The sequence below is a fragment of the Paenibacillus sp. FSL R7-0198 genome (genome assembly GCF_038000415.1).
In the GTDB taxonomy this organism is placed as follows: Bacteria; Bacillota; Bacilli; order Paenibacillales; family Paenibacillaceae; genus Paenibacillus.
The window spans coordinates 4,978,506-4,996,836 of record NZ_JBBOCB010000001.1 but is presented as its reverse complement, the minus strand read 5'-3'; the positions used below and the strand labels follow the sequence as shown (position 1 = coordinate 4,996,836).

Sequence of the window (18,331 nt, the reverse complement as noted above, 5' to 3'; positions counted from 1 at the left end):
GCCGCTGTATCCTTCTGTGAGTTCGTCAATCGACGAACTCGGCAAAAGATACAACCGCTTCTGTTCCTACCCCTTTGGTGCTTGTAAAGCTGATCTGTCCTTGCATCGCTTCAACAATTCGGAATGTCACCATCATGCCGAGGCCTGTGCCTTTGATTTTATTGGAGAAATAAGGCTCGCCCAACCGGGAAAGTGCTTCCTCGTCCATTCCTTCTCCGTTATCCCTGACATGCACCTTAATCATTCCGTCCTGCTTGTACGCCCAGATATCAATCTGGCCTTGTCCCTGCAGAGCTTCAATACTGTTCTTAATAATATTGATAAAAGCCTGCTTGAACTTCGAGGAATTGCCTCGAATATATAGATCTGGCGGAATGTCAGTGGTGATTTTACCACCTTCCAGATTAGCCATCGGTACAAGAATGCCTTCAATATGATTGAACTCATCCGAGATATTGAGCGAGATAATATGGTCAAACTCAGGTTTGGCAAAGGTAAGAAAATCCGTTATGATGCCCGAAGCCCGATCAAGTTCTTCCAGTGCAATTCGCACATACCCCTTATTTTTGTTGTCTTCCTGTTCCGTCATAAGTTGCAAGAACCCTCTTGTCACCTGAAGTGGATTACGTACTTCATGGGCAACGGAAGCGGCCAGTTCGCTAATAATCTCCATCTTTTCGGATCGCTGCAACTCATTGTTGAACAGCTCCAGTTCCTTGGAATACTCTAAAACTTTGGTATGTTTTTCGGCAAAACGACTTCCGAGAATGGCAATCAACGAGATCACAAATGCAACCATGGACCATTTCCACCATAACAGATGATACGTTCCACTCCGCTGATAATACCACAACAGTTCAGCCACACTGATCAAGGCAAATGTACCGAATCCCGTCGCAAGCAGCATAGCTTCCCTATTTCGTTGCAGCGCTTTGGCGATGGTACCCACCAACAGGATTGTCAGCAGAATGACCAGCACCATGCCAACCACACGCTGTACGAGCAGATTGTAGAGGATCTCCCATTGCCCACCTGAAGTAACATAGATAAATAGAGAGAACACAGCGATAACTGAATATATGAATAGTATTTTTCGCAGTTTGGTGAAGATCCCATGCAGTCCTGGTCCGATAATCTGTTCAAAAAAATAACATAGCGCTGGCATACCCAGCAGCATCGCCAGATCAAAGACTACGGAATACAGGTCACCATATACCTGATAGAACGTATACAAAAATTGCGAGTACGTAATGATCATCGTGCCGATGGAACCCATTACGATGCATAGCGAGATCCATAATCCCTTATGGAACTTGCCAAGGAAGAACGTACAACTCAGCATCGTAATCGCTGTGAAAACAAAGGTCGCGCCCAAAATTACATCAATAAGTCCGTTATGAATATATTTCTCCTGTAACGCGGCATAAGGTCCAACCTGAACAGTACCTTGTATCCCCAGACGGCCTTTCTCATTTTGCGACCATACATAGAGCGTGTCACCTGAATTTTCGCTGGATAAGGGCAGCAACACAGCATTATTATCATAATTGTAATGGTAGTTCTCGTAGACCTTGCGGTCTTCCAGATAGATGACAATATGATTGCCTTTAATGTTCTCAAATCGAATGGCTGAACTTTCCTCACTCAATTCAGGGATGGTCAGGCGTGTCCATAAGGAATTCGATCGATCCGTATTGCTATACTCTAACTTATCGCTGCCCTGCTTTTCCCATATCTCGTCTGCTCCCTTAACCTCACTGATGAACCCTTGATCGTCAACGTTCCCCCATTTTACTTCCCATCCTGTAATGGATACAGGTTGCTGAACCGCTCCTGTAGTTGCAAAGACTATCCCATGTGGCATGCCTAGAATAATCAATACACTCATCCATAAGATGACGATAGCTTTGGGCACATTTTTCATTCACAGCACCTCAAAGTTCTAATTTTCCCTATCTTAAATTCTCTCATTTATCATTCGCCACCGTTTGTCACGTCACCTTCTTGAGATAAAATGAAATTTCACATTTAAGTCGATTTATAGTCTTATTTCCATTTTATTGTTAAAGTTATCCGATTAATCACGCAGGTCTTCGAACTGGTTCACTATCATTTCCCGTTCTTTCTGTTCAACTTGACTGCGAAATTCAAGCCACTGCTCTGTCTCCTCATCATCATAGATGGTCCATATGTCTGAGAAAAGGAAATCTCGTAACTGTACAACTTGCCCGGACCATATACCGCCTACCCAAAACAAACCATCCGGACGACGGATGACGGTACGGGAGAACCCGGGTGTGGACGCCTTTTGTCCGATACGGATGCGTGTGATCATATTGCCCAGTGTAAACCAGTCCACATGAAATTCCTCCCTTACATATTCAAGCTTCATCATAACATAGGCAAAACAGGAAAAGCTGTAAAAACGGTGGCTGCGATTCAATCCTTTGTTCCGGGTGTAATGGTTTCTCAAAGCAAACAAACACGCTAAGGAGATGATTACAATGAATGAGCCCCATCGTACGGTTGAGGTGGAACATAAGGATGTTCAGCATAAATCGGATTCAAGTATGGTCGCTTCCACATTTATTAAATATGCCGCATATATCATTATCTTTTTCGGATTCTTATACTTCTTGGTTAAATATGTATTCCCCAAATTCTAAGGCATTCATATCGTAGTGAACACCCGGAGATAATAACCTGTGCAAGATTACAACACTAGCGCTTTGGGTAACTACGGGGTAAGAAACATTTGGGCAACCGACAACGAAAGGAAGTGTTACTCATGTCTGACAAACCAATTAGTAACGAAGAGAGCGACCGCTATTATGACCGTTATCAGAGGTCCCGCGATATTCCGCCAGAAACGGAAGTCCCGGAAGGCGATATGGATACCTTTGATGAAGTTTCCGGCAGACGGATTGTAACGGAAGATTCGGATCTGGCCCCCGTAGCCGCAACCGCTGTGGACGAGCCGGAATTGGATTCACGTTTGGCTGAGACACCGCTGGAATCTGTACCGGATGCAGATCTTCTGCAACCGAACAGTCCGGTTGATCCTGCTGCACCCGATCCGGATGCGCTGCATGGTACCGATCTGCTTAATGGTGCTGGTGCGGATGCCAAACCAGAGAACGACATTCCACCACGACATTAACAGCTGTTATGACATCCTGAATGAGGAGGTGCATACACGATGAAGGAAGATCGCCAAAAGCATGTGCATGAACCGGATAATCTCGTGACCGAACGGGATATTGACCCGAATTTCGGACTGTTCACTGAGGACTCCTTCCCCGAAGCGCTTGAGGATGAGGATCAACGTGATGCGGTCGAGCATGCCATTCCTAAAGAGAAGGCTTCTCGTAAGCCCTCTTCAGATGACCATTAAAGGCTCCCTATAAAAATTGAACTAAAGAGTTTTACACTTGCCACTCCGATGACAGAATAACCTTCTGATCGCTGTTATCCCCAGATTTTTTGATTCACTTTTCAAAGGTAATAATCCGGTGATAAAGGCGAGCACTCCGTTTCTTCAGATTATTTCTGCCCTCTACATTCTCGTGTAAAAGATTAGTTTAACTTATATAGATCCGTATTAGACTTAAAAAAGATGACGTCTGTAATTTCACAGCGTCATCTTTTTTCGTTTCGTTACTTGTAAGTTCAATTTCTCTTTACAACTCAGCTTCACTGTTTAGCAGAAACCTTACTTGCCACGGGCAGTTTGTGATCCAATCCAGACCACTTCGCTACAATCGCAGTGATGATCAGTGCAAGTCCATTAATGATAAAAATCCAGCGTATCGGCAGCCAGCCCCCAAGTACACCACCGATGATCGGTCCCGCCATCGTCCCGATCTGGGCAGCGGATTGATTCAGACTAAAGGCCCTTCCCCGGAAACTCGATGCGGTAGCCTGCACAATCATGGCGTTAATTGCCGGAAATACAGCCGCAAAGAATAAACCGTACACAAATCTTAAAATGCCGAATGCGATATAACCTGTTGTAAAGAACTGCAGAAGATTCCCTACAGCCCCACCAACCAGTCCAATGATCAACACTTTACCGTATCCAATCCTTGAACCAATCTTGCCCCACCGCGGCGCCATAATAACTGTTGCTACCCCCACCGCTGAGAAAATAATACCCGAGCTGAGTGAGGCACGATCCGGCTGAACGCCCATCTCCATCACATAGACCGTCAATAGTGGCTCCAGAATCATGACGGAGAATGTACATATGCCCATCATGCCAAGCACCGTCATAAACAAACGATTCGCTCTCGCTTCACGAATGTCATCCATGACGTGGGAACGAGCTTTGTTCCGGTTGAAGTTCTCTTCTTTTACCCAGAAGGTTGCGATGATTGCTGAGACTAACACAACAATAGCCGAAAACAAAAATGCATTCCGGTTGCCATAATAATGACTCACCACGCCACCAATTAACGGTCCGATAATACCACCAGTGGCTCCTGCAGTGGACATAATACCAAGTGCATAACCAGTCTTCTCTTCAGGTGTATTCGTACCTACCAGGGCAATCGCAGCTGGAACAAACCCTGCAAGCAGACCCTGAAACAATCGAACAACAATCAGCGAATACGGGTCCTGCACGAAATAATTGATTAAATACAAGACGGCAAGGCTGTATCCCGACCGGATCAGCATGGGCTTGCGTCCGTATTTGTCAGCCAGTGATCCCCAGAACGGAGACACGAGTGCACTCGCAAGAAACGTAATGCCAAATGCCAATCCTGACCATAATTCCAGGTGATCACGAACCCCCAAGTCAGCACTTAGAAACAGGGGCAGAAATGGAATCGAGATCGAATACGCGGTGCTGCAAAAAAATACACCAATCCACAATATGACCAGATTGCGCTTCCACGAGAAGTTCATATACCCGCACGCCCTTTCCGTTACTGACGCCGGGACTGCCGTGTGTTGGAGCGGACGGAACAGACCCGTACGTCCCCGATGCGGAAGCATTTTCCTTATTTTACACCCATCATTCCATGAAGGCCATCCCTTGTTCACCATAAACACATGTATTACATTGCCATCCTGTCCACAAAAACGGTATGATAGTTGGGTAAATATCCAAATATGATTTTGGAGCAAATATATAATGCAGAGATGCAAGGAGGAACGTTTTCATGTCTTTACGGTGGAAAAAAAACACAGTAGTTTCGTTGGTTCTCGCGATGCTGCTTATCGTCATTAGTGGTTGTGGACGCCCTTCAAGTGGCGCTACAGAAACACCAGCTCCAGTTGAACCAACGGGCCCCAATCCGGTAGCTACCATTGAAATGGCAGATGGACAGAAGATTGTCATTGAGCTATATCCCGAAATCGCCCCCAATACGGTGAACAACTTCATCTCACTGGCGAATAAAGGGTTCTATGACGGCCTGATCTTTCACCGGGTCATTCCGGGCTTCATGATTCAGGGTGGTGATCCAAATGGTAACGGTTCAGGCGGCCCAGGTTATACGATCAAAGGGGAATTTACATCCAATGGTCATAAAAACCATCTGAATCATACGCGTGGGGTTATCTCCATGGCGCGTACAAATGATTTGGACTCCGCAGGCTCCCAATTCTTCATCATGTTAGCAGATGCTGATTATTTGGATAATGCATATGCTACTTTTGGTAAAGTGACCGAAGGTATGGAAGTTGTTGATGGTATTGCAGCTCAGGAAATCGGCGAAGCTGACAAACCGGTTTCCGATCAAGTTATGAAAAAAGTTACGGTAGACACCCACGGTCTGGAATATCCAGAGCCGGTAAAAATGCCTTAATGAACTTCCATGCCAAACGGATGATAATCCATGGTTATGACTTGTTAATGAAATCTAAACAAACAAAAGCTCTGTCCTTTGCGAATCTCGCAAGGCAGAGCTTTATTTTTTGATTTTAATGACAGCGGTTACATCTATGACTTTATAAAAAATGACCTCTTCCGGCATCATCCTCAATACATCCATCCCATCAAACGTAACCAGCCGATAATCGCAATCCATAACGGGCAGCTAAAGGCAACGCCCCATGCAAGCCCTTTCAGTAAACCACGGTTTACTTCCACGAACAACGACTCCTTTCTCCAGGGAATAGTCGCAGTATCGGTAATAGTATATGATTTTATACCCGTTTTCATTCGTCACGCAACCCTCGTTTTCCTGCTTTTGTTCCGCAGATTCATGGAATGCTTTACGGGAACCTGATATACTATGACTACTGTACGTTAAATGGAACCTGATTCATGTTTGGAAAGGAGATTTTCCTATGGCAAAATCCAAAAAACGCACTCCTGCTCCCAAAGCAGCAGTAGCACAGGATAAACCCACAACACTGAAGGATCTGCTTAGCAGTGATGTGCTGGAGAAGCTGAAAGCTCAGGCGGATGAAGCCAAGGCTGCCGAAGCGGCTCTTAAAGAGCAGGAACGTCAGCAAGCAGAAGAAGCTCGCCAAGCGGAGCAGAAGCGCCGGGATAACGACTTCGAATATTTGCTTAATAACAGCGCTATGGACTGGAAGAAACATAAGTAAACCAGGGCATGACCTAAGGGTGTCTTCTCACACATGCCAAAATAATATTACAGCAGACAGATCATGAAGATGATCTGTTCAAAGAACAGGGCCGCATTGCGGTCCTGTTCTTTTTGATAATACACATATGATTCACGCATCTTGAGCCGGGTATGTTAGAAGTAGAGCGTACAACGATAATCTAACTCATGGAGGGATCAGAGATGACAGAACAACGTTTGGAAGGCAAAGTCGCGATTGTAACCGGAGGTGGATCGGGGATTGGTCAGGCTACCGCTATTCGTTTCGCCGAGCATGGGGCCAAAGTGTACATGCTGGATCGCACACCCGAAAATGCGGAGGAAACCAAGCAGACGATTGAAAAGGCTGGCGGAGAAGCGTATGTGATCGAATGTGATATCTCCAAACCGGACAATGTGCAAAAGGCGATCAATCAGGCTGCGGCTGAAGCGGGTAAACTGGATATCATATTTGCGAATGCCGGCATTAACGGAACGATGGCCCCGATTGAAACGATGGAAATCGAGGACTGGGACCAGACGATGGAGATCAATATGCGCGGAACCTTCGCAACCGTCAAATATGCCATCCCCCATCTGAAAGAACACGGCGGAAGCATCATTATCACCAGTTCTATCAACGGTAACCGGGTCTTCTCAGGGATCGGTTTCTCTGCATACGCTTCCAGCAAAGCGGGACAAACTGCGTTTACGAAGATGGCTGCACTGGAGCTGGCTCGTTATAAGATCCGTGTAAACGCCGTCTGCCCAGGAGCCATCGATACCAACATCGATGATAACACCTACCCGTCGGATGATCTGAAAGAAGTACAGATTCCTGTTGAATTCCCTGAGGGTCATGAACATCCGCTCAAGGGCGAACCTGGAACGTCGAAGCAAGTGGCAAACCTCGTTCTGTTCCTTGCTTCCGATGAAGCCTCTCATGTTACAGGTACACGAATCTATGTGGATGGTGCGGAATCTCTGCTCCGTGGATAAAATATAAATATAAGTTGGCCCCCTTTCAGGGACAACGCCCAAACATCCCGCAAGCGATCTGATCCAGTCAGATTACTGCGGGATGTTTTATTTATAAGAAGTTTATAATCCTGCGCAGTTGCAACTACAAGGATTATCACTACACCGCGGAACTTTTACCTTTTTTCACACGATGCTTCAACCGGTCTGGAATGGCAAAGAGCAAAATGTACATTAGTGAGAACAAAACAAGCGCAAGTATCTCTTCCCCAAGGATGTACATGGGATACGGACCTAACATATCAAGCACCGAGGGTGTACTCGGCTTGTGTCTCAAAAACATATAATTCGCGTCAAGCATGACATCTACAACATATACGATTAATGCTGCCACATTCACAAATATCATCGAACCTGCTACAGATCTCCAGCTAGGTCGCAGCTGTTCCACCCAGGTCATGTAGAGTAAAGCCAGAATGATGCAGGCATGAGCGACGAAAAATTGAATGAATCGAAAATGTGCATAACCATAACCCAGATTAGGAGTCAGGATCGCCATAAGGGCTCCAGCAATGCCTGCAAACAGCAGTGCAGAATGTAACAGTCGACTGCGTGTCAGTAGTAACAACGCCGATAATAGCAGAGACAGACTGCATAGTTCGAGTGGCAGTGACGTCTGCAGGCTCCATATCCCTCCGTACACATACCAGAGCTGCAGCATGATTTCGCAGGCAAACATGATGCAGGCCAGAACAATCCGCAGTATGCGGCGTGCCCTCTCTGACCATGATCGAAGATGGTGTCGAAGCAAAAACAGCAGTACAATCATTGCTGTAATTACGCTAATGGAAACGATATGTGAAGTGGAGAACAGAATAAACGGCTCTGCGTCATAAGGGTCCAGCCATGGTGGATACGCCATGCATCTCTTCTCTCCTTTACAAGCATCTCACCAACATTATCTCTCTTTAATGTTAACTTTTTCATTTTGCCATTGAATGAAATTACTGTCCAGTTGGAATTCTAAATAAGCATTGTAATTTAAATATCTTTATGTTAAGATAAATTCAGAAACAAAACAAACGAAAAGTTAGTAACTTTCTTAATCGAAATAATACAAATACAGCACTCAACAAATGTTCAACTAAACATTTACATGATAACGGAGAGGACAGAAAAAACCTGAAGAAGCGGAGCGTTCGCCTAAAAGCTTTCTGAAAGAAAGCTACATCGGAAGCATATGCTATCCCCGGATTTCCCCTTTTAAAAAGGATCAAAAAATCTGGGGATAACAGCGATCGGAAGGTTGTTCTGTCATCGGAGTGCCAGTGTAAATAATCCTTAGTTGAACGTATAACCTAATTAGGAGGAATTATTATGCAAATCAAAGGACTTCACCACGTATCAGCTCTAACAGCACATGCCGATCAGAACTATCGTTTCTACACTAATATCATGGGTCTGCGCCTCATTAAAAAAACGGTCAACCAGGACGACGTGTCCGTCTACCATCTCTTCTATGGCGATGAGAAAGGTAATCCGGGTACCGAACTTACCTTCTTCGAGATTCCGATGGCCGGACAGACTCGTGAAGGGGTGAACAGCATATCTGGAACGTCACTGCGCGTTCCAAGTGATGCGGCACTTACGTACTGGCAGCAACGTTTTGACGAATTCGAAGTCCCACATGGAGAGATTGTTGAACGGGGTGGCCGTGCCACGCTCTCGTTCACAGACTTTGAAGGACAACGTCTGATTCTGGTCTCGGATGAAAACAATACAGGTGTCGCTGGTGGTAAACCATGGGATCAGAGCCCTGTACCTGCCGAGTATGGCATTGTAGGCCTAGGCCCTATCCATCTTACGGTAAAAGATGCTTCCCTTACCGCTCCGGTTCTTACCGAACTGCTCGGTTTCAGAGCTAAAGGAAGTTACCCTGCCTTTACTCCAGGTCAGCCTGATGTACTCGTTTTTGAATCCGGCGAAGGTGGCAGCGGCTCCGAGGTTCATGTTGAGGAACGGAATGACCTTGCCCAAGAGCGTCCTGGACGTGGCAGCGTACACCATGTTGCGTTCCGTGTGGATAATGAGGAAGAACTCAAACAATGGGTGGAACGGGTTCATAACTTCCAATTCCCTAACTCAGGGTTTGTAGATCGCTTCTACTTCCGCTCCCTATATTTCCGTGAAGCAAATGGTATTTTGTTCGAACTTGCAACCGATGGTCCGGGATTTGATACAGACGAAGAATTGGAGCATCTGGGTGAATCACTGGCGCTGCCTCCGTTTCTAGAAGGACGCCGCGCTGAGATTGAAGCGAACCTGAAACCACTGGATACCATGATCCGCTAATATTCGTAACAAAACAAAAATAAAAACGATGTTCACCAGGCAACTCTGAATAACGGATACGGTTCAGAAATTGCCTAGTGAATCATCGTTTTTTATGTTTATGTTTGCCTTGCCCCTTCTGTAACGTGGCAAACTTGCAGATTGTGTTTTACTTCGTCAGATACGATGTTGTGAGCGGTACAAACAGAGCCGAACCCGGATCTTCAGATACAATCTCGACATAGACAGCGTCTGTACCTTTAACATCCACATCCAGACTCATCATACCGTTTTCTGGAGTGATATTGAACTTTTTGAGTGTCGCGAGATCCTGATCATAGATATGAATCTCCTGATTTCCTGTTAGCGCGGCAAGTTCCAAGTGCAGAGAAGAATACTTTTTACCCGTATTAATCTGGATATCATCCCCCTGTTTCGTAGGATCATTATGCAGATAAACATCCTTGTAATCCTTGCCTTTATATGTGGTATCCTTAGGATCTTTGGTGTGCCAAGCAGTAGATCCCAGTACGGATGTTCCAAGTGCACTCAGCGTTACTTTTCCGTTGGTTACGGGCGCAGATCCATTCGTTCCGCCAATCAGGACGGATGAAGTTGCACTGTCATAAGTGATCTCTGTCCCAAGCAATGATCCCACAGCACGCACAGGCAAATAAGTCGTTCCGTTGTAAGTGATAGGCAACACCGTTTTACCATTGGCATCTTTGGCTGTCACCGTGGCACCATTCATTTTCAGCGTAATCTTGCTGTTTAGATAGGCTTTAATCTGTTCCAACCCTGTTGCTGCGAGTGCACCCGTCCCGATCCCAAGAGTTAATGTGCCTACCATCAAACCCAGTACAACCTTTTTCTTCATCAAAATCCCTCCTGAATGTTAAAATGATTTGTCCTTTATACATTTAAACCACTAAAGTGATAATGTCAATTGTTTCCTACGCTTTTAGTACACATTGCCTATTTCCGAGCAGCACAAAACGAGGCTGTATGTCCCGATTTTTTTCAGCCTCGCCCTGTTCCTTACTGTCCGCAAAGATAGAAAGGAAGATATTCTTATCAGATGCTCACTAACCCCCACACTTTGAGAACTACTTCCAATCCCCGCTGCACTACGATTTCAACAGAATGATATCAATCAAAAGATTCATAATATTCTTCTTCATACACTTCCATGCTGTACTTCAAATCTACAGCCTTCCACTCGCCATCTTGATACTCATAAGCAAATGTCAGATCACCAGCATATAAAGCTGCACCATAAGATCCTGCTGCTGATACGACAAGTTGGCCATCCTCCACACTGTAATAGGTTACTCCACCAAATCCCAACTCTTCGTTATATACGCCGCCACTCGTATCTCCCTCGATCCGTAAAGGTTCTGCTTGGACGCCATCAACGGCGACATCAACATCCACGCGGTCTGATCTAACCGTAACTTTCGACTTCACATGCTGTTTTGCAATCTCATCCAGAGATTGCATCTTCATCTCTTCCAGCGTTACCGGATCAATGATACGTGCTTGTCCCAAATAAATACCTGTTCCATGACCTTCCGTGTACAAAACGATTATTTCTTTCTGGCCGTCTCCATTCAGATCCAGCTCGTGCACTTCGGGTTTGTAAGACCCGCCTTCTCCCTGCCAATCACTAAATTCTCTTGTCTTGCCGTCCACTTCCAAAATCATTCCGTTGTATATATATCCTGAACCTTCAACTTTCATAGGGTATAATCTGACGTTCTCATTCTCTGGAGCTACCGAAACGTATTCATCTTTCACAGGAATGGATTCCTGTGTTGTCTTCGCTGTGTCATGCAGTTTATCTATATTGGAAGCCTCGACCTCTGCGGTCTGGCTGGATTGATCATCTATATTAAGCTGTTTTTGCGATTCATTCATGGTTCTGGCAGCCGAAGTTGTACTAATCGTAGCTACCGCCAAAATAATCATCAGCAGGATACCTGTCCAAGTTTTCAATATACTGGGCTCCTTTATCTGTTGTGATAATCCTATTATATCTTCATTTATCGCCTGCAAGTTGCGAATTTGTTAATCTTTCATAAAATAATCTTTACAAATTTCCGTTTTCACGAAAGAACGTTCGGCTTTAACCAGAATAAGCAAATTATCATACCAAAACTGTTCTCCAAAAACAAAAAAAATCCCGAACACAGCTTAAGGCTGCATTCGGAATGCTTTGGTTTTGTCCAATAACCGATCGGTTAATTGTCTCAGTTCTTCCGCCGAGGATGAAATCTCCTCCATGATGGCTGTCTCTTCGTGTGCGGCATCCATAATTCGTCTCGCCTCATCCGAGAACGATCCGGCTTTCCCCTGGATCTTCTTCACATGACCGTGCGTTTGTTCCACGCGACCAGTCTGTTCTGCAATCTTGGAACCGATATCATGCGCACCCTTCATAAATACTTCCACCGTTCCTGTCAGTTCATGCAACGTCTGATCCACAGAGACGGTCCGCTCCGATTCATTAACCACGAGACCATGCTGCTCATGAGACAGTTGGGCTGTCTCCCTGATCCGCTGCTGCACACGACTAATCAGCTCATTAATACGGTGTACCGATTCCTTACTTTCGTCTGCCAGCTTGCGGATCTGCTGCGCCACGACTGCAAAACCAGAACCTTCTTCGCCAGCTCGTGCAGCCTCAATGGAAGCATTCAGGGCAAGTAACCCTGTTTCCTCAGCGATGTTTTTGACAGATTGGGTAATTACCTCGATATCGGAGGCTTCCTTCTCCAGCAACAGCATAATGTCGCGGGAACGATTGTGCGACTCGGCCAGCTCGTCCATCCCTTTCATCAACGATGAGAAAGTCTGTTTTGTATGATCCACCGATCGTTCCATCTGACCGGACATCTCTGTCATGTCCATGGACTGGCTATGCATACGCTGGAAATCGTTCAGCATCTCATCCGCAGTGATCAGAGATTGATGGGAAGTAACCTTCTGCTCTTCTACGCCTACCGCAATATGATCTACCGCATCCGACATCATCTCGATCTGTTCGGCGGCCTGGGTAATCGCTTCACTCAGAGACTGTGCGTTCTGTGAAGTCGTTCTTGTACTGTCTGCAATATCATTTACAATACTTCGAAGGTTAGAAACCATTGCGCGAAAAGCATCATATAATACGGTAAGTTCATCTTGCGTGCGTCGCTGCGGAATTTCGGTTGTCAGATCACCCGCTGAAACCTGTTGCGCAGCCCGGGACAGGTGGACGATTGGACGAGTCAGCCAGCGTGAAGCAAACCATCCCAGAATCCCGTTCCAGCATACTCCCATGATCAGGATAATCGATATGTATACCCAATTCGGAATATCTAACGTAATCCAGTCTTTGACAAAAAATATAAAAAAGCCGCTAGTTCCGTAGGTAATAATCGAAATCAGTACCAGACCTGCGACAGTCTTTGCTCCTAAAGTCCATTTCATGTGCACACCCCGTAGTCCTTTTTTCCTATTTTACCAATCATGTACCAAATTTCATGTGATATACATCACTGAAACCGTTCTATTTCCCCCATACTTGCCGTTCATGCATGACTTCTCTACCATAAAGCGCATAATGTATAAGACAAGCTTGGCCGCCCCTCCCTTTCTTAAAAATTGAATAATATTCCATTTAAAATCCCTAATTTTATTTATTATCGGCACAAGAGGCCAAATGATTTAGATTGGCATCCATTTTGCTTAAATGATATACTGAGTGCGCTTCAGCAACGCTGGAGCCGAACTATTTTTATTGATGCCACTGGAGGCGAACGAGATGTCTACTATGTCCACACGGACGGAGAAAGATTTTATCGGTGAAAAAGAAATCCCGGCTTATGCTTATTACGGAATTCAGACGGTACGGGCCGTGGAAAACTTCCCGATTACCGGCGTTCCGGTACACCGGGAGCTGATCACGGCTCTGGCTGCGGTGAAGAAGGCAGCAGCGATTACCAACATGGAGTTGAAGATGCTGCCAAGCAAGATTGGCGAGGTGATCGTCATGGCGGCTGAAGAAATGATGAAAGGCCATCATCTGGATCATTTTATTGTAGACTCCATTCAGGGCGGTGCAGGCACCTCCATGAATATGAATATGAACGAAATTTTGGCCAACCGCGGGCTGGAACTGTTAACCAAAAGCAAGGGAGACTACTTCCATTGCAATCCCAATAATCATGTGAACATGTCCCAATCTACTAATGACGTGGTTCCTACAGCACTGCGCATTGCAGCGTACCAACTGTCGGAGACGTTACTCGCTACCATGAGAAGACTACAGGATGCGTTCCGTAAAAAAGAAGTGGAATTCAACGATGTGGTCAAGGTTGGCCGTACCCATCTTCAGGATGCCGTACCTATTCGCCTTGGACAAGAATTCGGAGCTTATGCCCGTGTAATCGGACGGGATATTGAGCGTCTTGAATTCGCCAATCGCCGCCTGCTTACCATTAACATGGGTGCAACTGCGGTAGGTACTGGACTTAATGCCAAACCCGAATATATCGTTAAGGTTACGGAACACCTGTCTGATGTTACCGGATTGCCCCTGCAAACTGCTGAGGATCTCGTGGATGCAACACAGAACACGGATGCCTATCTGGAACTTTCAGCGGCGCTGAAGGTATGTGCAGTCAGCCTGTCCAAAATCTGTAATGATATTCGCATGATGGCTTCAGGTCCACGTGCAGGATTCAATGAACTGCGCCTGCCACCACGTCAGCCAGGTTCGTCCATTATGCCGGGCAAAGTCAACCCGGTTATGGCGGAAGTCATTAACCAGGTATCCTTCCAGGTGATGGGGAACGACCATACGATCTGTATGGCGTGTGAAGCCGGTCAATTCGAGCTGAATGTCATGGGCCCAGTTATTGCGTTCAACTTGCTGCAATCGCTGAAAATTATGAATAACGGCATCGATGTGTTCACACGTTATGCAGTTGAAGAGATGGAAGCTAACCGTGAACGCTGCGAATTAATCATGAAGCAAAGTTTCAGTGTGGTTACGGCGTTGAATCCGCACTTAGGTTATAATGTGGCAGCTTCCATCGTGAAGGAAGCGCTCAAGACTGGACTTTCCTTGCAAGAGATTATTCTCGAACGCGGATTGCTGACACCGGAAGAACTGGAAGAGATTCTTCATCCGGAACAGATGACTACACCAGGGATTGCCGGAGAACACTTCTTGCGTAATATGGAACGTTTGTAGGTAATCAGGAAAACTGATGCAGCAACCCAAACACGAACGAATAATTAACAAGAACCCTCGCAGACCATTCATCCGGTTTGCGGGGGTTCTTGTATTCAGAGATGATAAGACGCCAGCTATTCAATTAAATCCACCGTTTACGCTCAAGGGAAGGCAGAATCTGAAGTTCCTCCCTGTACTTGGCAACCGTTCTGCGGGAGATGACAATCCCCTCCTCGGCCAGCAGTGTGGCCAAATGACTATCCGAGTATGGACGCTGAGCCTGTTCCATGCGAATGATTTCTTTTAATCTGCGTTTTACCGCTGATGCCGATGTTTTATCCCCTGACGTTGTACTGATTCCCGAGGCAAAAAAAGCCCTGAGTTCATATACACCATGTGGGGTCTCAATGTATTTACCGTTCACCGCACGACTTACCGTTGATTCATGCATGCCAATCTTCTCTGCAATAACACCCAGATTAAGCGGTTTTAGCCCGGATGGGCCTTTGACCAAAAAGTGCTTCTGCTCTTCCATCACTACCGCCAGCACACGCACTAAAGTCCTGCGCCGCAAGTGTACACTCCGAATGATAGCCCTCGCCTCTGCCGCTCGGGTTGCCCAGATTTCGTCAGGAGCCTCTTCCCTGATCCAGCGGAAGCACACTTCATTCATCGATACACGAGGGTTACCTGCTGCATGCAAACTATAATGGACCTCACCGTTACGCACCCCAACAATGGCATCCGGAATAATGTAATGTGGCCGTTCTGTACATCCGATGGATCGACAGGGCTTGGGATCGAGACGTGCAATATAGTCATAGGCAGTCTGAGCCTCTTGCGAAGTCATGCCTAATCGACGTCCTGTTCTACCTGGGTGAAAAGGAACCAGTGCTTCCAATCCGGCTTCCACCATACGTTCAGCGTACTGAACAGCCAATGGATCACGTCTGATCTGGAGCAACAGACATTCTTGCAGATTCCGCGCCCCTACACCAGCAGGGTCCAGCGATTGGAGAAGCTCCAGTCCCGCTGCAATCTTGCCCATCGGAAGCTCAAGTGTTGCTTGCACCTCTGCCAGTTCAACCGTCAGATAACCATCATGATTAACGCACCCTGCCAAATATACTGCCATATTTTCCAATTCGTCTGGAATTGTCATCACTCGAATTTGCGTAATCAGCAATTGTTCCAGAGTAGGTTCAGCACCTTTGGCCTGAAGCAGCGGATCGTAGGAATCATACCTGCGCTGATCCATTCGCCGCGGAATCCGGGCGAGGGGCGCAGCTTGTTCTTCCAGTTCAAGTACTGGATTTTCCTCTGCTGCGTCCAGCAAGTAACGAGTCAGATCCTGGCCAGACATGGTTAGCAAATGAAAGGATTGTTTCATCTCCGGCGTGATGGACAGCCGAATACGTTGTTCCTGCACCAACTGAACACCTAACATCCGTTACCCTCCTTATGCCTTCGGCAATAAGCATCTATGTTTCTTATACGAACAAAAGGATTTGCAGGGATAATAGCATACTATTCAAGCAAATGTAAGAAGTTTTTAGTCGGATCATGGGTTTCTGTCTAGTATTTCTCCGATACCAGCTTTGCCTGGGTAAACAACAACAGATAGTCTCTTCCACCTGCCTTGGAATCCGTGCCTGACATGTTGAATCCGCCAAATGGATGTGTGCCTACCAGTGCTCCGGTACATTTCCGGTTGAAATACAGATTACCCGCAAAGTATTCGCGTCTTGCCTGTTCCAGATGTTCACGATTACGTGAAATCACCGCGCCGGTCAGACCATAGTCTGTATTATTGGCGATATCCAATGCATCCTGGAAAGATTCTGCTTTGATGAACGCAAGCACAGGTCCAAAAATCTCATCCTGAGCAATTCGGGCTTTCGGGTCCACATCGGCAATTATGGTTGGTTCAATGAAATAACCTTCAACGTTCCCTGTACCGCCACCGTGCACAAGACGCCCCTCACCCTTGCCAATTTCAATATATTCCGTGATCTTTGCATATGCCTTGTCATCGATAACCGGCCCAACCTGACTGCCAACTTCGAGTGGACTGCCCATCGTCAGTTTCTGTGTCCGTTCAATCACTTTTTGCAATACTTCATCATATACATCCTTATGAATAATGGCACGGGAACACGCCGAACATTTCTGTCCTGAGAAACCAAATGCCGAAGCGGTAATGGACTCTGCCGCGAGTTCCAGATCACTGTCACTGTCTACTACGATGGAATCCTTGCCGCCCATCTCTGCAATGACCCGTTTAATCCACTTCTGACCTGGTGCTGTACATGCTGCACGTTCATTAATTCTCAGTCCTACGTCTCTGGAACCGGTGAAACTGATAAACCGGGTGAGCGCATGATCCACGAGATAATCGCCCACTTCACTGCCTGGTCCTGGTAAAAAGTTCACGACGCCATCCGGCAGGCCAACTTCTGCGAGCAGCTCCATAAACTTCGCTGCAATCACCGGAGTTGTGCTGGCAGGCTTTAATACCACCGTGTTGCCGGAGACCAGTGCAGCAGAGGTCATGCCTGCCATAATCGCCAGCGGGAAGTTCCAAGGTGGAATAACAACACCAACGCCCAGCGGTATATAACTCAGTTCATTATCTTCCCCTGCAATCCGCACGAGGGGCTGCGGTTCACTCAGTCGCTGCATATCCCGTGCATAAAATTCCATAAAATCAATGGCTTCCGCTGTATCCGCATCGGCTTCAGGCCAAGTCTTGCCGGCTTCATAAACCATCCATGCGGAGAACTCATGCTTGCGACGACGCATAATGGCAGCGGCTTTGTATAGATAACGAGCCCGTTCATTCGGGTCAGTATGTTTCCATGTGTGGAATGTCTCCGCCGCTGTCTGAATGGCCTTTTCGGCCAATTCCTGATCTGCCTGATGGATCGTTCCGACAACTTGATTTTTGGCTGCGGGATTCACGGAAGTTAACGTGCGGCTGCTTGTTATTTTTTGCCCACCAATAATAATCGGGTATTCCTGCCCAAGTTCAGCTTCTACCTGACGAAGTGCGTCTTCAAATGCTTCCTGGTTCGCCTGGACTGCAAAGGGTGTGAATGGTTCGTTAACAAAAGGGATATTCATCAATGATTCCTCCTTCAGGATGTGGGGTTCGCTGGCTGCTCGCCTGAATTATTTTGCATGTTACTCATCACCAAATATATGTAGCAAAATCCGTGCCAACTCCGGTTGAGATTGAAAT

General features: G+C 46.4%; 17 protein-coding genes. 8 read left to right on the top strand and 9 right to left on the bottom strand.

Going from position 1 to position 18,331, the window contains the following annotated elements; all coding sequences use genetic code 11:
• Window positions 1–25 precede the first annotated feature (25 nt).
• Together MKY87_RS21655 and MKY87_RS21650 are read right to left on the bottom strand one after the other, a co-directional pair.
• Entirely contained in the window at window positions 26–1,888 is a 1,863-nt protein-coding gene (locus tag MKY87_RS21655) for a HAMP domain-containing sensor histidine kinase (protein WP_340966142.1), read from the bottom strand.
• A gap of 189 nt (window positions 1,889–2,077) precedes the next feature.
• The gene (locus MKY87_RS21650; RefSeq protein ID WP_017690238.1) at window positions 2,078–2,359 is read right to left on the bottom strand and encodes a hypothetical protein; all 282 of its coding nucleotides are present in this window, start codon (window positions 2,357–2,359) and stop codon (window positions 2,078–2,080) included.
• Window positions 2,360–2,504: 145 nt separating this feature from the next.
• Here MKY87_RS21650 and MKY87_RS21645 point away from each other — a divergent pair, with 145 nt between their 5' ends.
• The 3 genes from MKY87_RS21645 to MKY87_RS21635 all read left to right on the top strand — a co-directional run bounded on the left by MKY87_RS21645 (window position 2,505) and on the right by MKY87_RS21635 (window position 3,394).
• Complete coding sequence (locus tag MKY87_RS21645; protein WP_017690239.1) at window positions 2,505–2,666, top strand: hypothetical protein; 162 nt, start codon at window positions 2,505–2,507, stop codon at window positions 2,664–2,666.
• 122 nt (window positions 2,667–2,788) lie between these two features.
• Complete coding sequence (locus MKY87_RS21640) at window positions 2,789–3,160, top strand: hypothetical protein (RefSeq protein ID WP_036611534.1); 372 nt, start codon at window positions 2,789–2,791, stop codon at window positions 3,158–3,160.
• 39 nt (window positions 3,161–3,199) lie between these two features.
• Window positions 3,200–3,394 (top strand): hypothetical protein, encoded by a 195-nt coding sequence (locus MKY87_RS21635; protein WP_340966141.1) that lies wholly within the window; start codon window positions 3,200–3,202, stop codon window positions 3,392–3,394.
• A gap of 299 nt (window positions 3,395–3,693) precedes the next feature.
• Here the strand turns inward: MKY87_RS21635 and MKY87_RS21630 are convergent, their stop codons facing one another.
• Window positions 3,694–4,908 (bottom strand): MFS transporter, encoded by a 1,215-nt coding sequence (locus tag MKY87_RS21630; protein WP_340915294.1) that lies wholly within the window; start codon window positions 4,906–4,908, stop codon window positions 3,694–3,696.
• Between the two features lie 257 nt (window positions 4,909–5,165).
• Between MKY87_RS21630 and MKY87_RS21625 the strand changes: the two genes are divergently transcribed.
• The 3 genes from MKY87_RS21625 to MKY87_RS21615 all read left to right on the top strand — a co-directional run bounded on the left by MKY87_RS21625 (window position 5,166) and on the right by MKY87_RS21615 (window position 7,559).
• Window positions 5,166–5,813 (top strand): peptidylprolyl isomerase, encoded by a 648-nt coding sequence (locus MKY87_RS21625; RefSeq protein ID WP_339785854.1) that lies wholly within the window; start codon window positions 5,166–5,168, stop codon window positions 5,811–5,813.
• Window positions 5,814–6,297: 484 nt separating this feature from the next.
• A complete protein-coding gene (locus tag MKY87_RS21620; protein WP_036612099.1) occupies window positions 6,298–6,561 on the top strand; it encodes a YqkE family protein in 264 nt (87 codons plus the stop codon).
• Between the two features lie 203 nt (window positions 6,562–6,764).
• Window positions 6,765–7,559 carry an SDR family oxidoreductase gene (locus tag MKY87_RS21615; RefSeq protein WP_036612094.1) on the top strand — a complete coding sequence of 265 codons (795 nt, stop codon included), beginning with the start codon at window positions 6,765–6,767 and terminating at the stop codon, window positions 7,557–7,559.
• Between the two features lie 139 nt (window positions 7,560–7,698).
• On the opposite strand, the gene MKY87_RS21610 is transcribed toward MKY87_RS21615, so the two are convergent.
• Window positions 7,699–8,460, bottom strand: coding sequence for a YwaF family protein (locus MKY87_RS21610; protein ID WP_339785857.1), 762 nt, complete (start codon window positions 8,458–8,460; stop codon window positions 7,699–7,701).
• Between the two features lie 455 nt (window positions 8,461–8,915).
• Here MKY87_RS21610 and MKY87_RS21605 point away from each other — a divergent pair, with 455 nt between their 5' ends.
• On the top strand, window positions 8,916–9,890 hold the full coding sequence (locus MKY87_RS21605; protein ID WP_074093825.1) for a ring-cleaving dioxygenase: 975 nt from the start codon (window positions 8,916–8,918) through the stop codon (window positions 9,888–9,890).
• Window positions 9,891–10,038: 148 nt separating this feature from the next.
• Here the strand turns inward: MKY87_RS21605 and MKY87_RS21600 are convergent, their stop codons facing one another.
• The 3 genes from MKY87_RS21600 to MKY87_RS21590 all read right to left on the bottom strand — a co-directional run bounded on the left by MKY87_RS21600 (window position 10,039) and on the right by MKY87_RS21590 (window position 13,340).
• A complete protein-coding gene (locus tag MKY87_RS21600; protein WP_339785859.1) occupies window positions 10,039–10,746 on the bottom strand; it encodes a stalk domain-containing protein in 708 nt (235 codons plus the stop codon).
• A gap of 272 nt (window positions 10,747–11,018) precedes the next feature.
• A complete protein-coding gene (locus MKY87_RS21595; protein ID WP_339785861.1) occupies window positions 11,019–11,864 on the bottom strand; it encodes a hypothetical protein in 846 nt (281 codons plus the stop codon).
• Window positions 11,865–12,062: 198 nt separating this feature from the next.
• Complete coding sequence (locus tag MKY87_RS21590; RefSeq protein ID WP_017690252.1) at window positions 12,063–13,340, bottom strand: methyl-accepting chemotaxis protein; 1,278 nt, start codon at window positions 13,338–13,340, stop codon at window positions 12,063–12,065.
• A 334-nt stretch (window positions 13,341–13,674) separates the two neighbouring features.
• Between MKY87_RS21590 and MKY87_RS21585 the strand changes: the two genes are divergently transcribed.
• A complete protein-coding gene (locus tag MKY87_RS21585) occupies window positions 13,675–15,108 on the top strand; it encodes an aspartate ammonia-lyase (protein WP_339785864.1) in 1,434 nt (477 codons plus the stop codon).
• A 124-nt stretch (window positions 15,109–15,232) separates the two neighbouring features.
• On the opposite strand, the gene rpoN is transcribed toward MKY87_RS21585, so the two are convergent.
• Together rpoN and pruA are read right to left on the bottom strand one after the other, a co-directional pair.
• Window positions 15,233–16,537 (bottom strand): RNA polymerase factor sigma-54, encoded by a 1,305-nt coding sequence (rpoN, locus tag MKY87_RS21580; protein ID WP_339785867.1) that lies wholly within the window; start codon window positions 16,535–16,537, stop codon window positions 15,233–15,235.
• A 128-nt stretch (window positions 16,538–16,665) separates the two neighbouring features.
• Window positions 16,666–18,213, bottom strand: a complete 1,548-nt coding sequence (gene pruA, locus MKY87_RS21575; protein WP_339785868.1) for an L-glutamate gamma-semialdehyde dehydrogenase — start codon at window positions 18,211–18,213, stop codon at window positions 16,666–16,668.
• Window positions 18,214–18,331 lie beyond the last annotated feature (118 nt).

Excerpts from the sequence above, each read along its gene's own strand:
- MKY87_RS21655 (WP_340966142.1), bottom strand. The coding sequence starts at position 1,888 with ATGAGTGTATTGATTATTCTAGGCATGCCACATGGGATAGTCTTTGCA.
- MKY87_RS21645 (WP_017690239.1), top strand. The coding sequence starts at position 2,505 with ATGAATGAGCCCCATCGTACGGTTGAGGTGGAACATAAGGATGTTCAG.
- MKY87_RS21640 (WP_036611534.1), top strand. The coding sequence starts at position 2,789 with ATGTCTGACAAACCAATTAGTAACGAAGAGAGCGACCGCTATTATGAC.
- MKY87_RS21635 (WP_340966141.1), top strand. The coding sequence starts at position 3,200 with ATGAAGGAAGATCGCCAAAAGCATGTGCATGAACCGGATAATCTCGTG.
- MKY87_RS21630 (WP_340915294.1), bottom strand. The coding sequence starts at position 4,908 with ATGAACTTCTCGTGGAAGCGCAATCTGGTCATATTGTGGATTGGTGTA.
- MKY87_RS21625 (WP_339785854.1), top strand. The coding sequence starts at position 5,166 with ATGTCTTTACGGTGGAAAAAAAACACAGTAGTTTCGTTGGTTCTCGCG.
- MKY87_RS21620 (WP_036612099.1), top strand. The coding sequence starts at position 6,298 with ATGGCAAAATCCAAAAAACGCACTCCTGCTCCCAAAGCAGCAGTAGCA.
- MKY87_RS21615 (WP_036612094.1), top strand. The coding sequence starts at position 6,765 with ATGACAGAACAACGTTTGGAAGGCAAAGTCGCGATTGTAACCGGAGGT.
- MKY87_RS21610 (WP_339785857.1), bottom strand. The coding sequence starts at position 8,460 with ATGGCGTATCCACCATGGCTGGACCCTTATGACGCAGAGCCGTTTATT.
- MKY87_RS21605 (WP_074093825.1), top strand. The coding sequence starts at position 8,916 with ATGCAAATCAAAGGACTTCACCACGTATCAGCTCTAACAGCACATGCC.
- MKY87_RS21600 (WP_339785859.1), bottom strand. The coding sequence starts at position 10,746 with ATGAAGAAAAAGGTTGTACTGGGTTTGATGGTAGGCACATTAACTCTT.
- MKY87_RS21590 (WP_017690252.1), bottom strand. The coding sequence starts at position 13,340 with ATGAAATGGACTTTAGGAGCAAAGACTGTCGCAGGTCTGGTACTGATT.
- MKY87_RS21585 (WP_339785864.1), top strand. The coding sequence starts at position 13,675 with ATGTCTACTATGTCCACACGGACGGAGAAAGATTTTATCGGTGAAAAA.
- rpoN (WP_339785867.1), bottom strand. The coding sequence starts at position 16,537 with ATGTTAGGTGTTCAGTTGGTGCAGGAACAACGTATTCGGCTGTCCATC.
- pruA (WP_339785868.1), bottom strand. The coding sequence starts at position 18,213 with ATGAATATCCCTTTTGTTAACGAACCATTCACACCCTTTGCAGTCCAG.